We start from the raw sequence: 13,483 nt of genomic DNA, 5'->3' as shown, positions 1-13,483 counted from the left end.
CCATTTTGTCTTATTTGTGTATAATCTGCACCATCCTTACACTGAAAAATCATGATTAGACAAGGTTTATTATGCAATTAGACATTGATCGTTTAATCGCTTACTTCGGCGGTGTGAATGCGTTGGCCGAAGCACTGAAAGAGCACGACCCTGAAAATGCGGCGAGTACCGCGGCTATTTATAAATGGCGCATCCGTGGTTCGCTTCCGTTGGCTCAGTTGCAGAAGCTGACGGCTTTGGCTGAATCGCAGGGGCGCCCTTTGGATTTAAATGCCTTTTTAAAACAACAAACTTCATTGGAGAAGCAAGCCATGCCACAGGATAACAACCGCGTTATTATTTTTGATACCACGCTGCGAGACGGTGAGCAGTCGCCAGGCGCGGCCATGACAAAAGAGGAAAAAATCCGTATTGCCCGCCAGCTTGAAAAACTCGGCGTGGACGTGATTGAAGCGGGGTTTGCCGCAGCCAGCCCGGGCGATTTTGAAGCGGTCAATGAAATTGCCAAAAACTTGACCCGAGCCACGGTTTGTTCGCTTGCCCGTGCGGTTGAACGCGATATCCGTGCCGCCGGCGAGGCTGTGAAACCCGCGCCGAACCGCCGTATTCACACTTTCATTGCCACCAGCCCCATCCATATGGAACACAAGCTGAAAATGAAGCCCAAGCAAGTGGTTGAAGCGGCTGTGAAAGCGGTCAAAATTGCAAAAGAATATACCGATGATGTGGAGTTTTCTTGCGAAGACGCTTTACGCTCCGAAGTTGATTTCTTGGCGGAAATCTGTGGTGCGGTGATTGAAGCCGGTGCGACGACCATCAATATTCCCGACACTGTCGGCTATTCGATTCCGCACCGCACAGAGGCTTTTTTCCGTGAACTGATTGCCAAAACGCCGAACAGCGACAAAGTGGTATGGTCGGCCCACTGTCACAACGATTTAGGTTTGGCGGTGGCCAACTCTTTGGCAGCGTTGCGCGGCGGTGCGCGTCAGGTCGAATGTACAGTTAACGGCTTGGGCGAGCGCGCGGGTAATGCGTCGATTGAAGAAATCGTGATGGCGTTGAAAGTGCGCCATGATGTGTTCGGGCTGGAAACGGGCATTGATACGACGCAGATTGTTCCGGCGTCGAAGCTGGTTTCTACGGTAACCGGCTATCCGGTGCAGCCCAACAAAGCTGTGGTGGGTGCGAATGCGTTTGCCCATGAATCGGGCATCCACCAAGACGGCGTGCTGAAGCATCGTGAAACTTACGAGATTATGTCGGCGGAGTCGGTGGGCTGGGCGACCAACCGTTTGACTTTGGGCAAACTCTCCGGCCGCAATGCTTTTAAAACCAAGCTTTCTGATCTGGGTATTGAGTTGGGCAGTGAAGAGGCCTTGAATGCTGCGTTCGCGCGCTTTAAAGAACTGGCCGACAAGAAGCGCGAGATTTTCGATGAAGACCTGCACGCTTTAGTGTCTGACGAAATGGTGAATTTGTCACAAGACAACTATAAGCTGGTTTCGCAAAAAATCACGACGGAAACGGGCGAGCAGCCTACTGCGGAAGTGGTCTTTACTGTGAACGGCGTTGAGCATAAAGCCTCGGCAACAGGCTCTGGCCCTGTGGATGCGATTTTCAAAGCCATTGAGAGCGTGGTGAAAAGCGGTGCGACTTTGCTGCTTTACTCTGTGAACGCGGTAACGGAAGGCACTGAAAGTCAAGGCGAAACCGCCGTGCGCTTGGCTCGCGGCAACCGCATTGTGAACGGACAAGGCGCGGATACCGATGTATTGGTGGCTACTGCCAAAGCTTATCTGTCTGCATTGAGCCGTTTGGAATTCGGTGCGGAAAAAATGAAGGCTCAAGGCGATATTTAAGCCGTCGTTTAACCAAGAGGCCGTCTGAAATTTCAGACGGCCTCTGTTTTTGTATTTAAAGCATAAGTCGCTGTATATGCAGCAAACTTGCGAAATCCGCTTACGCTTGTTTGGCTAAGAAGGCTTCCAACTCGGCCGCGGTGGGCATGCCGCTTTGCGCTCCGGCTTTGGTTACCGACAAAGCTGCGGCGGCATTGGCTTTGCGGGTGGCTTCTTTCATGCCCAAGTGGCGGAAGACGGCAAATGCGCCGTTGAATGTGTCGCCGGCTCCGGTGGTATCGACGGGCGTTACTTTAAAGCTGGGTTGGGTGTGCAGGTTGCCGTTTTCATCGTTATAGAGAACGCCTTCGCTGCCTCTCGTCATCAATACGGGCACGCCTGCCTGCTTGATTAATTCTTCCACCGGCGTGTTTTCGGGAAGCCCTAAGCTGATGGCCAATTCGTATGCGTTTGGTGTCAGCAGGGTAACTAATCCCAGCAACTCTGCGGGCAGTTTTTGCGCAGGGGCGGGATTGAGCACAAAAGGTTTGTTGTGTTTGCGGGCGAGTTTGGCGGCGGCAAGCACGCAATCCATCGGGATTTCCAGTTGGCTGAGGATGACGTCTGATTCGGCAATACGCGCTTCGCAGGCTTCAATGTCGGCGGGTGTGATGCCGAAATTGGCACCGGAAACCACGATGATGTGGTTGTCGCCTTCGGCCACGGTAATGTTGGCCATGCCCGTAGGTTGGTCGGGCAGGGTTTTGATGCGGTCTGTATTGATACCTTCCGCTTGGAGATGGGCGAGCGCTTCGCGGCCGAAACCGTCGTCGCCTACGGCACCAATCATGCACACTTCCGTCCCCAAGCGGGCGGCGGCTACGGCTTGGTTGGCGCCTTTGCCGCCCATGAAGCGGTCGAACGATGTGCCCAACAGCGTTTCGCCGGGTTGGGGAAAGCGCGGGGAGCCGGTAACCAAGTCAATATTGATGCTGCCGATAACGGTGATTTTAGGGGTTTGCATGTGTCGGGTTTCCTTGTATGTGAAGCGGGCGGAGTTTCAGACGGCCTCAAGCCTAGCGTTTGGCCAACACCGCTGCGGCGTAATCGCAATCGGCCTTCAGGGGGATGTTGCGTTTTTCGGCTTCGGCGATGGCGGCGTCCACCAAAATGCGGGCCAAGCCTTGCCCGCGGAAGGCGGGATTGACGACGGTATGGGTGATGTTCCACAGGCCGTCTGAAACATCGTATTTCAGATGGCCTGCTTCTTCATTGTCTTTCAATAAGATAAAGGTTTGCTGCTCTGGGAGGTGCTGTACGGTGTTCATGGCAATTCCTTATTGGGTGAGGTGTGCAGACGGCGGTGGGCATTTTATGGATGTGCAGGATTATACCGTTAAGCTGCCGATGCTGCTTGGCGCAGGCATAACGGCCATTGCCTAAACAATGGCCGTCTGAAAACATCAACGCGGCGGCGGAGCATAGCCGTTGTCGGCAGGGAAGGGTTGTGGCTCTCCGATGCGGCGGTTGGGGTCGTACAGCTCGTAAACCACCGTGCCGATGATGCCGGTGTTGGCAATCGAACCGGCGGGCGTGTTGGCGGCGTAAGCGTCCGCAGGCTTACTGAAAATAAATGAAGCCACTGCCGAATCACTCTTGCGGAAGCCTTCAATCACCAAAGTGCCTTTGGGTTTCAACACATAGCCGGCATGATAACGGCTGGCCGCTTTGCCGCTGATCACGTCGATGCCGTCAACCGAAGCCACGATTTCATACGTTTTGTCGGTATGGTTGCGGTACACCAAACGGTAGGCTTGGCCGGCTTTTCCTTGCAGGAAGTATTGTCCTTCGGTGCGAAAGATGGGCAGGCGTCGGCGGCTGTCGCTTTCAACGAAGAAGCCGATTTTTCCTGCCGCGAGTGAGATTTCATTGATGCCGCGGCCTCTGTAATGCTTATCGGCATAGCGGACGGCGGTTTCCGCAATCGGGGTTTCGCTGGTGCGGCGTAAATCCACTTGGGTAACATACGAGCTGACTTCATCGCCCCATTGCGTGCCCAAGCGTTCGGACGATCGCACGGAACGGTTTGTCGCCGCACTTTCGTACGACAGTTTGGACACGTTCATGCTCTGCGCGGCAGCTTGAGGTGCAGTGTCGATAGATTGGGTAGAAGACGAAAGCGGAGATTCGACGGGCGCTTGTTGCCCCGCGCACGCCGACAGCAGCGCAATCAGGGTTAAACCCAACCATTTTTGATATTTTTTCATGGCCATTCCTCTTTAAGATAAACGGTAGCCCGGAAGTGGAAAACAGCGCAAAATCCTGCGTTTGCAGCTGCGCTTATCATACTGAAAGACAAAGCGGAAAAGCAAATTTTATAAAAGATTCTTTGACATAGCCGAAATGTGCCGAATGTAAACGGCAGGCAAAAATGCAATTTGATGAAGAGAGGCCGTCTGAAATATTTTCAGACGGCCTCACGTTTATTGCCGGATGATAAAAGCCCGACCGCGCTGGCAGTCGGGCTGGATAGGACAAGAATGCCTGTTACTTTTGGGTTTCCACTTGCACCAGCGGAGTATCGCTGACAGAAGTTTCTACTGCCTTGGGCATGTCGGCGCGTCTCAGGCCGATTGCGGTTTCCGGCTGCGACCATTCGGCGGCGGCTTCCAAAGCATCGGCGCGGGTTTGTACCAACACCAAACCGCCTAAGTCGAGGCCGTCTGAAACGCTTGCTGCGGCGGTTTCAGCGGGTTTTGCCAAAGACTCAGCGGCTGGAACGGCTGCGCCAGATTCAGCTTCAGGCGTTTCTTCGATATGCGTGATGCCGATGACTTTGCTTAATGCTTCTTCCGCATTGGCTACGGCCGTTTCAATGATGCTTTGTTCGGACGCGGTAACAGCTTCTACGGCTGCGGCGGGGGCAGCGCTTTCGACGGCAAACAGCGCAGGCGCAGGTGCGGCTTCGGCAGTATCGGTTTCGATTTCAGGCACCACTACCACCAGCGGACGGTTGTCTGCTTCGGCGGCAACGGCTGCATTGGTTTCTGCCAACGGCGCGGACACAGCAACGGCCAGCGGCGTTTCTTCGGCTTCTCCGAATACATGCGCAACGGCAAAGCGAACTTTGTCGGCAGCTTCGGCAATGCTTAAATATTGCTCGATTTTGGCGGCAGACGGGATGTTGCGTTTTTTGCTGCTGTTGCGGCGGTCGCGTTGGTCGCGGTCACGGTTGCGGCCGCGCTCTTGGCGGGAAGAACGGCTTTCCCTTTCTTTGCCGTCTGCTTTTTCGGTGCGCACGGGTTCGGCAGTGGCAACCGCAACGGTTTCCGGTGCATTGTCAGCAGTGGCTGCAAGCGCGTTTACGGCCGGAGTTGCAGGCTTTTCAGCACGGTTGCGGCGGCGGTTGTCTTGGCGTTGCTCGTTGTTGCCGTTTTCTTTTGCGGCCGGTTTGGTTTCGCTTTCGTTTTGACGGCTTTCCGAAGCGGCTTGGCTTTGACGGTTGCGTTCGCGGTTGTCGTTTTGACCGCGACGGTTGCCGCGCGGCTCGCGGGTGCTTTCTTTCGCGCTTTCTTTGGTTTCCGCTTCGATAACCGGAGCTTCTTCTTTAACGCTTTCGTCTTGGCGTTTCAGCTGCTGGTTGCGGCGCGGATGTTGGCGGCGGTTAGACGGGCGGCGGTTGCCGGAACGGTTGCCGTTGCGCTTTTCCGATTTCTCGGCTTCGGGCGCTTTTTCGGGTTCTTTCTTGTCGCCGCTGAACACTTTGCCCAGCCATGATTTGAAGCCTGACCACCATGAAGAAGAGGGCGGAGTTTCGACAACAATCGGCGCGGGTTGGGTGTGTTTCACGCCTTTTACCGCCGGTTCGGGGCGGGCGGCTTTGGCTTTTTCGCCACCGAAAGGTTTGGCGTTTTCGTCTTCTTCCGGTGCGGCTACGCGCTTGTAGCTCGGCTCGGCGTTGTCGTCCACATCATCGGTACGCACGCGGGTAATTTCGTAGTGCGGGTTTTCGAGGTGGATGTTGGGAATCAGGAAAACGGATACGTCCAAACGCTCTTCCATGCCGAAAAGCTCGGCGCGTTTTTCGTTGAGCAGGAACGTGGCCACATCAACCGGCACTTGTGCGTGCACTTCGCCGGTGTTGTCTTTCATGGCTTCTTCCTGAATGATGCGCAACACGTGCAGGGCGGTGGATTCGATGCTGCGGATGACGCCGGTGCCGGCGCAGCGTGGGCAGGCGATATGGCTGCTTTCGCCCAATGCGGGTTTCAGGCGTTGGCGGGAAAGCTCGAGCAGGCCGAAGCGGCTCAATTTGCCCATTTGCACGCGGGCGCGGTCTTTTTTGAGGGCATCGCGCAAGACGTTTTCTACGTCGCGCTGATGCTTGGCGTTTTCCATGTCGATGAAGTCGATTACCACCAAGCCGCCCAAGTCGCGCAAACGCATTTGGCGGGCGACTTCTTCGGCGGCTTCCATATTGGTTTTGAAGGCGGTGTCTTCGATGTCGGCCCCGCGGGTGGCGCGGGCGGAGTTAACGTCGATGGAAACCAGCGCTTCGGTGTGGTCGATCACAATCGCGCCGCCGGAGGGCAGGCTGACGCTGCGTGAGAATGCGCTTTCGATTTGGTGTTCGATTTGGAAGCGCGAAAACAGCGGGGTGTGGTCTTTATAAAGTTTCAGACGGCCTACGTTATTGGGCATCACATACGACATAAATTCGGAAATTTGGTCGTACACTTCTTGGTTGTCGACCAGAATTTCGCCGATGTCGGGGCGGAAGTAGTCGCGGATGGCGCGGATAAGCAGCGAGCTTTCCATAAACAGCAGGTAAGGTTCGTTGTGCGCTTTGCCGGCTTCTTCGATGGCCTGCCACAGTTGTTGCAGGTAGTTGAAGTCCCATTGCAGCTCTTCCACGCTGCGGCCGATGCCGGCGGTGCGTGCGATCAGGCTCATGCCGCGCGGTACGTCCAATTCGGCCATAGCCGCTTTCAGTTCTTGGCGCTCTTCGCCTTCGATACGGCGCGATACGCCGCCGCCGCGGGGGTTGTTCGGCATCAGCACGAGATAACGGCCGGCCAAGCTGATAAAGGTGGTGAGGGCCGCGCCTTTGTTGCCGCGCTCGTCTTTTTCGACTTGCACGATCACTTCCATGCCTTCTTTCAGCACGTCTTGGATGCGGGCGCGACCGCCTTCATAATCTTGGAAATAGGAACGGGAAACTTCTTTGAAGGGGAGGAAACCGTGGCGGTCGGTGCCGTAATCGACGAAGCACGCTTCCAGCGACGGTTCGATGCGGGTGATGATACCCTTGTAGATATTGCCTTTACGCTGTTCTTTGCCCAGCGTTTCGATGTCCAGATCCAAAAGGGTCTGTCCATCAACAATCGCCACGCGCAGCTCTTCGGCTTGCGTGGCATTAAATAGCATACGTTTCATGACTACCTCGTTTTCGAGCACCCACGAGGCGTGTAATCAGTTTTCAACGCTTATAAGCCGCCAATGTTCAGGCCGTCTGAAACGGCGTGTGGGGCGTTATCCGAACGAGAAGGAGTGTATAAAGAGCAATGGCCATCGCTTCTAGATAACCGCTTGTGTTTACAGGATTTGTGCCGTTTATTGTGTAAAGTGTACCGGCGGTATTTCTGATTGCATCCGCATGTATCTGCACCGGCAAGCGGCGGCGGAAGGGTGTAAACAGCGTATCGGCAATGCCTGTGGTTCCGCTTTGGTTTCTATGCTGCGCGAAACACGAAAAATCTGAGCCGTCTTCTTCATTACTGTCCGGCGGTTGTACTGCCGAGGGCTGCGCACATGTTTGTTCGGGTGCGTCTTATGCCGGGTCGGAAGGCCTGCCGGAAAAGGTTAAACTTAATTACGTCTTTACCTGCCCGGCTTGGCGGCAGGTAAAGGAAATGCTTTGTGGCGTGCTTTTTAGTATAAAATTCCGGTTTACAATAAGTTTTCAGACGGCCTGATTATTCGGGCGGCAACGCCTGAAAACGTAAGCGGATTATAGAGAAAATGCCGACAATTAGCAAAGACTTGGTTAACCATATCAGCATTTCCGACGAAGATGCGGGGCAGCGGCTGGATAATTTTTTAATCAAAATTTTAAAAGGCGTACCCAAAAGCCATATCCAGCGCATCATCCGTGCGGGCGAGGTGCGTTTGAACAAAAAACGCTGCAAGCCGACCGACCGCATCGAGGCGGGCGATGTCGTGCGTATTCCGCCGGTGCGTATTGCCGAAAAGCAGAGGCCGTCTGAAAACATGCCCGTGCCCGCGCGCGATTTTGAAATCGTTTACGAAGACGATGCGATGCTGGTGGTAAACAAGCCCAGCGGCGTGGCGGTGCACGGCGGCAGCGGCGTGAGTTTCGGCGTGATCGAGCAATTGCGCCGCGCCCGCCCCGAAGCACGTTATCTCGAGTTGGTGCACCGGCTAGACAAAGATACCAGCGGGCTGTTGATGGTGGCCAAGAAACGCAGCGCGCTGGTGAAGCTGCATGAAGCCATCCGCAACGACCACCCGAAAAAAGTTTATCTGGCGTTGGGTGTGGGCAGGCTGGCGCAGGATAAGCTGAATGTGAAACTGCCGCTGTTCAAATACACGGGTGCGCAAGGCGAAAAGATGGTGCGCGTGAGTGAAAACGGCCAGCATGCGCACACGGTGCTGCGCGTGCTGAAACGCTTTTCAGGCGGCCTGCTGCATCAGGTCGGCCTTTCCGATCTGACTTTTGTAGAGGCCACCTTAAAAACCGGCCGCACTCATCAAATCCGCGTGCACATGCAGTCGCAGCAATGTCCGATTGCGGGCGACGAACGCTACGGCGATTATCAGGCCAATAAACGCTTGCAGAAGCTGGGTTTGAAACGGATGTTTCTGCACGCGGCGGAGTTGCACTTGCAGCACCCGCTGACGGGAGAACCGCTGAAACTGGTTGCTCCGTTGCCGCAAGAGTTGGCGCAGTTGGTTACGGTGTTGGCGCATCAGCAGAAAGCGGAATGATGTAGTGATGTGGAAAGTGGCTTGAGGCAGTCTGAAAAGATATTCAGACGGCCTCAAGTTATTCAACGCACGGTTGCTGCGATGTACTGAAAACGGCGGTTTTGTTGTAAACAGGTATCGAATCGGCGGCCGGAGTCCAAAGTTTCTTATTTTTTTGAAAAGAAATGCAAGAGTGGGCGGTGCGGGCGGTGCGGCTGTGTATGATGGCCGGCGTAATGATGTTTGCAGTCGGAATAAGATTCGACATTTCGGATTGCGCAGGCATCGTTTTGATAAATGTAACCGAATAAATACGAGAGGAAATGTTATGGGTTGGATTGTAACGATTATTGTGGGCTTTATTGTGGGCGTGCTGGCGAAGTTTCTGCATCCCGGTAAAGACAATTTGGGCTTCATCATGACCACGCTGCTGGGTATCGGCGGTTCGCTGTTGGCGGGTTTTGTCGGTCAGCAAGCCGGTTGGTATCAAGTGGGCGAGCCTGCGGGTTGGATCGCTTCTACCATTTTTGCCGTGATTATTTTGGCGATTTACACCCGTGTGATTAAGAAGTAACGGGTTAGACCGAAACCAAACAGGCCGCTTGTGTAAGTGGCCTGTTTTTTATGTTCGAGAGGCTTGAGGCCGTCTGAAAACGATAAGGGGAAAGTTAAGCGGGCGGTGCTTTGTGTTGATACGCCCGCATTTGAAGATTGACGGCAGTATCAGGCCGGTTTGCAGGCGATCATGTAGTTGACGCCGGTGTCGTTGTTGAGCGAGTAAACTTTGGTGAGCAGGTTGTAGCCCATACCTTTGCTGTCGATTAAGTCCAAACCTGCGTTGCGGCACATGCGGGCGAGTTCGGCGGGGGTGATGAATTTGTCCCAATCGTGCGTGCCGCGCGGTACGAGGTTTAGGATGTATTCGGCACCGATGATGGCGTGCAGATAGGATTTGCGGTTGCGGTTGATGGTGGAGAAAAACACCACGCCGTCGGGTTTGACCAGTTGTGCGCAGGCTTTGACGATGGCGGCGGGGTCGGGAACGTGTTCCATCATTTCCATGCAGGTAACCACGTCGAAGCTGTGCGGGCGTTCGGCGGCGAGGTCTTCTACGCGCACGCAGCGGTAGGCGATATTGGTTACGTTTTGTTCGGCGGCATGGCGTTCGGCCACTTGCAGCGATTTTTCGGCCATGTCGATGCCGGTTACATGGGCTGCGCCGAGTTTGGCCATGCTTTCGGTGAGAATGCCGCCGCCGCAGCCAACGTCGAGCACGGTTTTGCCGGCGATGTTGCCGTGCAGGTCGATGTAGCCTAAGCGAAGAGGATTGATGTCGTGCAGGGGTTTGAATTCGCCTGTTTTATCCCACCATTTGTCGGCAAGCTGGCTGAATTTGTCGATTTCGCTGTGATCGACGTTGTGTGGTGTTTCGGCAGTCATCGTTCTCTTCTTTATATATAGGTTGGAAGTTGGGGGGATTTTATACCAAACTCAGGCCGTCTGAAAATTGGGAAGCAGCTGCCAGAGCTGCTGCTTTTGTGCCGCTGTGAGCTGCTTGATGCGGATTTCTGCGCGCAGGGCGTGTTCGCGGGAAAGCTCGTGATACACCAGCCGCATGGATAGGGGTTTGCGGATGCGGGTGTAGCGCGCGCCTTTGCCGGAGAGATGGGCGGCGAAGCGTGCTTCGGGGCGGTTGCTGATGCCGCAGTAGAGCGATTGGTTGTCGCAGAGAATGAGGTAAACGCTCCAGCTGCCGGCGGATTCGGGCGCGGGGAGGGAGAAGAGGGCGAGCTGTTCGGCGGCGAGCATGGGGTTTCAGACGGCCTAAGTGTAAAACTGTTATTGTAGCGTAAAGCGGGCTGACTAACGGGACTTGGGGTGCGGTGCTGTATTCATCAATTTGCGCTTCAATATGAATTATTTTAATATGCGCGTCTTGAAGCAATTATCTGTCAGGCCGTCTGAAAACATGGATTCCATCATCGAACTGCGCCATCTGAAAACCTTGCTGGCGCTTGAAGAAACGGGCAGCGTATCGTTGGCCGCCAAGCGCGTGTTCCTCACGCAATCTGCTTTGTCGCATCAAATCCGCGCATTGGAAAATTATTACGATACGCCTTTGTTTGAACGCAAATCCGCGCCGTTGCGTTTTACACCGGCGGGCGAGCGGCTGCTGCAATTGGCGCATGATCTGCTGCCGCAAGTGGCGGCGGCCGAGCGCGATATGGCGCAGATTATCGAAGGCGAGGCGGGTGAACTACGGCTGGCGGTGGAATGCCATACCTGTTTCGATTGGCTGATGCCGGCGATGGGCGAGTTCCGCCCGTTGTGGCCGCAGGTGGAGCTGGATATCGTGTCGGGATTTCAGGCCGATCCGGTCGGGCTGCTGCTGCAACACCGTGCCGACTTGGCGATTGTTTCGGAAGCGGCGCCGCAGCAGGGCATTGCATACCAGCCTTTATTTGCTTACGGCATGGTCGGTATTTGTGCGAAAGACCATCCGCTTGCTGCCAAAGCGGTGTGGGAAGCGGAAGATTTTGCCGATGAAACGCTGATTACTTATCCCGTGCCCGACGATATGCTGGATTTGTTGCGCAAAATCCTGCTGCCCAAAGGCGTTAATCCGGCGCGCCGCCACAGCGAGCTGACCATCGCCATTATCCAATTGGTCGCCAGCCGCCGCGGTATTGCCGCGCTGCCGTATTGGACAGTGATGCCGTATTTGGAAAAAGGTTATGTGATTTCCCGCCAGATTACTTCAGACGGCCTGCAAAGCGAGCTTTACGCCGCCATGCGGGCGGAAGATACGGGCAAAACGTATTTGGAAAACTTCTGCCAAATCGTGCGCGACCGCAGCTTCGCCGATTTGCCCGGATTGAGTGTGCTGGGGATGTAGCGGCGTGTAGCGGTTTGGCACGCCTAAAGGTTTATATATTGATTGAATGAATAGGCCGTCTGAAAATTTTTCAGACGGCCTCACACACCGCCCGCAGGCTTTCCGGCAGGCGGCTTATTTTTTGCGTGCCGTAATCGAAACACACCATGCCCGTTTGCACCGCGGCGATGGCGCGTTGGTCGTCGGCGCGGCGGATGTCGTAGAGCAAAGTGAACCCACTGCGGGTTATATCGGTCACATCCATGATAACGTCCAGCATATCGCGGTGATGTGCCTGCGCCAGATACTGCACGGCGGCGTCGGCCATAATCAGCCCGGCACCGCCCGCATCGAGTTCGGTAAAACCGTGTTGCGCCAGCCAACGGATGCGGCATTCGTGGCAGATACGCAGCACCGCATCGTTGGCGAGGTGGTTGCCGTAATTGATGTCGCCGATCTGTACCGTAACCGAGGTGCGGAACACTGCTTTTGCAGGGCGGGGGACGCTGATGCGGGGCATACTCGCTCCATTGCTGGCTATTAAACAGGCGGATATTGTAGCCGAATTGCCGAAGCCGGCGCGATGCCTGCTTGCCGGCTGCGCGAAGCGCACGTTTATTTATGTTGCCGCGTGTAGTTTTATCAATAGTGAAGCTGGTATAATTACGCTTTAGTCATTCATTTACTTTTTCAACCCGGAGGATTCTATATGGCACTTGTATCCATGCGCCAACTGCTCGACCACGCCGCAGAAAACAGCTACGGCTTGCCCGCTTTCAACGTGAACAATCTCGAACAAATGCGCGCCATTATGGAAGCCGCCGACCAAGTTAACGCGCCTGTCATCGTTCAGGCCAGCGCAGGTGCGCGCAAATATGCAGGCGCACCTTTTTTACGCCATCTGATTTTGGCCGCCGTGGAAGAATTTCCCCATATCCCCGTGGTGATGCACCAAGACCACGGCGCATCGCCCGACGTGTGCCAACGCTCCATCCAGCTCGGTTTTTCGTCTGTGATGATGGACGGCTCGCTGCTGGAAGACGGCAAAACTCCGTCCACCTATGAATACAATGTGGAAGTAACCCGTAAAGTAGTTGAGTTCTCCCATGCCTGCGGCGTTTCCGTAGAAGGCGAAATCGGCGTATTGGGCAACTTGGAAACCGGTGAAGCCGGCGAAGAAGACGGCGTGGGCGCAGTCGGCAAACTGACCCACGACCAAATGCTCACCAGCGTGGAAGATGCCACCCGTTTCGTGCGCGATACCGGCGTGGACGCATTGGCGATTGCCATCGGCACCAGCCACGGCGCGTACAAATTTACCCGTCCGCCCACAGGCGATGTGTTGCGTATCGACCGCATCAAAGAAATCCACGAAGCCCTGCCCAACACCCATATCGTGATGCACGGCTCCAGCTCTGTGCCGCAAGAATGGCTGAAAATCATTAACGAACACGGCGGCGCCATCGGCGAAACCTACGGCGTGCCGGTGGAAGAAATCGTAGAAGGCATCAAGCACGGCGTGCGTAAAGTGAATATCGACACCGACCTGCGCTTGGCGTCCACCGGTGCCATCCGCAAATTTATGGCGGAAAACCCCGCAGAGTTCGACCCGCGCAAATATTTGGCCAAAACCGTAGAAGCTATGAAGCAAATCTGTATTGACCGCTATGTGGCGTTCGGTTGCGAAGGTCAGGCTTCTAAAATCAAACCGGTATCGCTGGAAAAAATGGCTACCCGCTATGCCAAAGGCGAATTGAATCAAATTGTAAGATAAATCAAT

Annotated in this window: 12 protein-coding genes; 5 read left to right on the top strand and 7 right to left on the bottom strand. The window is 54.9% G+C overall.

Annotated features, from left to right (window positions below):
- The first annotated feature begins 71 nt into the window (after positions 1-71).
- Positions 72-1,862 (top strand): 2-isopropylmalate synthase, encoded by a 1,791-nt coding sequence (locus CKV66_RS10895; RefSeq protein ID WP_085362727.1) that lies wholly within the window; start codon positions 72-74, stop codon positions 1,860-1,862.
- A 100-nt stretch (positions 1,863-1,962) separates the two neighbouring features.
- Here the strand turns inward: CKV66_RS10895 and rbsK are convergent, their stop codons facing one another.
- The 4 genes from rbsK to CKV66_RS10875 form a co-directional block, all read right to left on the bottom strand.
- Positions 1,963-2,865, bottom strand: a complete 903-nt coding sequence (gene rbsK / locus CKV66_RS10890) for a ribokinase (RefSeq protein WP_085362728.1) — start codon at positions 2,863-2,865, stop codon at positions 1,963-1,965.
- Between the two features lie 52 nt (positions 2,866-2,917).
- Positions 2,918-3,169 (bottom strand): GNAT family N-acetyltransferase, encoded by a 252-nt coding sequence (locus CKV66_RS10885; protein WP_085362729.1) that lies wholly within the window; start codon positions 3,167-3,169, stop codon positions 2,918-2,920.
- Positions 3,170-3,304: 135 nt separating this feature from the next.
- Positions 3,305-4,108 (bottom strand): hypothetical protein, encoded by an 804-nt coding sequence (locus tag CKV66_RS10880; protein ID WP_231990489.1) that lies wholly within the window; start codon positions 4,106-4,108, stop codon positions 3,305-3,307.
- A 280-nt stretch (positions 4,109-4,388) separates the two neighbouring features.
- Positions 4,389-7,268 carry an Rne/Rng family ribonuclease gene (locus CKV66_RS10875; protein WP_085362899.1) on the bottom strand — a complete coding sequence of 960 codons (2,880 nt, stop codon included), beginning with the start codon at positions 7,266-7,268 and terminating at the stop codon, positions 4,389-4,391.
- 594 nt (positions 7,269-7,862) lie between these two features.
- Between CKV66_RS10875 and CKV66_RS10870 the strand changes: the two genes are divergently transcribed.
- Positions 7,863-8,849 carry an RluA family pseudouridine synthase gene (locus CKV66_RS10870; RefSeq protein WP_085362731.1) on the top strand — a complete coding sequence of 329 codons (987 nt, stop codon included), beginning with the start codon at positions 7,863-7,865 and terminating at the stop codon, positions 8,847-8,849.
- A gap of 307 nt (positions 8,850-9,156) precedes the next feature.
- Positions 9,157-9,402, top strand: a complete 246-nt coding sequence (locus CKV66_RS10860) for a GlsB/YeaQ/YmgE family stress response membrane protein (protein ID WP_085362733.1) — start codon at positions 9,157-9,159, stop codon at positions 9,400-9,402.
- Between the two features lie 149 nt (positions 9,403-9,551).
- Here CKV66_RS10860 and ubiG read toward each other — a convergent pair whose 3' ends face one another.
- Together ubiG and CKV66_RS10850 are read right to left on the bottom strand one after the other, a co-directional pair.
- Complete coding sequence (gene ubiG / locus CKV66_RS10855) at positions 9,552-10,268, bottom strand: bifunctional 2-polyprenyl-6-hydroxyphenol methylase/3-demethylubiquinol 3-O-methyltransferase UbiG (RefSeq protein WP_085362734.1); 717 nt, start codon at positions 10,266-10,268, stop codon at positions 9,552-9,554.
- Between the two features lie 51 nt (positions 10,269-10,319).
- Positions 10,320-10,637 carry a GIY-YIG nuclease family protein gene (locus CKV66_RS10850; RefSeq protein ID WP_085362735.1) on the bottom strand — a complete coding sequence of 106 codons (318 nt, stop codon included), beginning with the start codon at positions 10,635-10,637 and terminating at the stop codon, positions 10,320-10,322.
- Positions 10,638-10,797: 160 nt separating this feature from the next.
- On the opposite strand from CKV66_RS10850, the gene CKV66_RS10845 reads away from it, so the two are divergent.
- Entirely contained in the window at positions 10,798-11,724 is a 927-nt protein-coding gene (locus CKV66_RS10845) for a LysR family transcriptional regulator (protein WP_085362736.1), read from the top strand.
- Between the two features lie 70 nt (positions 11,725-11,794).
- Here the strand turns inward: CKV66_RS10845 and CKV66_RS10840 are convergent, their stop codons facing one another.
- Positions 11,795-12,223: an acyl-CoA thioesterase gene (locus CKV66_RS10840; RefSeq protein WP_085362737.1), complete on the bottom strand. Its 429-nt coding sequence runs from the start codon at positions 12,221-12,223 to the stop codon at positions 11,795-11,797.
- 189 nt (positions 12,224-12,412) lie between these two features.
- On the opposite strand from CKV66_RS10840, the gene fba reads away from it, so the two are divergent.
- Positions 12,413-13,477 (top strand): class II fructose-bisphosphate aldolase, encoded by a 1,065-nt coding sequence (fba, locus tag CKV66_RS10835; RefSeq protein WP_085362738.1) that lies wholly within the window; start codon positions 12,413-12,415, stop codon positions 13,475-13,477.
- Positions 13,478-13,483: the final 6 nt, after the last annotated feature.

The organism is Neisseria zoodegmatis (assembly GCF_900187305.1).
GTDB lineage: Bacteria > Pseudomonadota > Gammaproteobacteria > Burkholderiales > Neisseriaceae > Neisseria > Neisseria zoodegmatis.
This window is presented reverse-complemented; position numbering and strand designations above follow the sequence as displayed.

Coding starts and splice junctions, on each gene's coding strand:
- CKV66_RS10850 (WP_085362735.1), bottom strand. CDS start 10,637: ATGCTCGCCGCCGAACAGCTCGCCCTCTTCTCCCTCCCCGCGCCCGAA.
- CKV66_RS10860 (WP_085362733.1), top strand. CDS start 9,157: ATGGGTTGGATTGTAACGATTATTGTGGGCTTTATTGTGGGCGTGCTG.
- CKV66_RS10870 (WP_085362731.1), top strand. CDS start 7,863: ATGCCGACAATTAGCAAAGACTTGGTTAACCATATCAGCATTTCCGAC.
- CKV66_RS10845 (WP_085362736.1), top strand. CDS start 10,798: ATGGATTCCATCATCGAACTGCGCCATCTGAAAACCTTGCTGGCGCTT.
- CKV66_RS10840 (WP_085362737.1), bottom strand. CDS start 12,223: ATGCCCCGCATCAGCGTCCCCCGCCCTGCAAAAGCAGTGTTCCGCACC.
- fba (WP_085362738.1), top strand. CDS start 12,413: ATGGCACTTGTATCCATGCGCCAACTGCTCGACCACGCCGCAGAAAAC.
- CKV66_RS10875 (WP_085362899.1), bottom strand. CDS start 7,268: ATGCTATTTAATGCCACGCAAGCCGAAGAGCTGCGCGTGGCGATTGTT.
- CKV66_RS10880 (WP_231990489.1), bottom strand. CDS start 4,108: ATGAAAAAATATCAAAAATGGTTGGGTTTAACCCTGATTGCGCTGCTG.
- CKV66_RS10895 (WP_085362727.1), top strand. CDS start 72: ATGCAATTAGACATTGATCGTTTAATCGCTTACTTCGGCGGTGTGAAT.
- CKV66_RS10885 (WP_085362729.1), bottom strand. CDS start 3,169: ATGAACACCGTACAGCACCTCCCAGAGCAGCAAACCTTTATCTTATTG.
- ubiG (WP_085362734.1), bottom strand. CDS start 10,268: ATGACTGCCGAAACACCACACAACGTCGATCACAGCGAAATCGACAAA.
- rbsK (WP_085362728.1), bottom strand. CDS start 2,865: ATGCAAACCCCTAAAATCACCGTTATCGGCAGCATCAATATTGACTTG.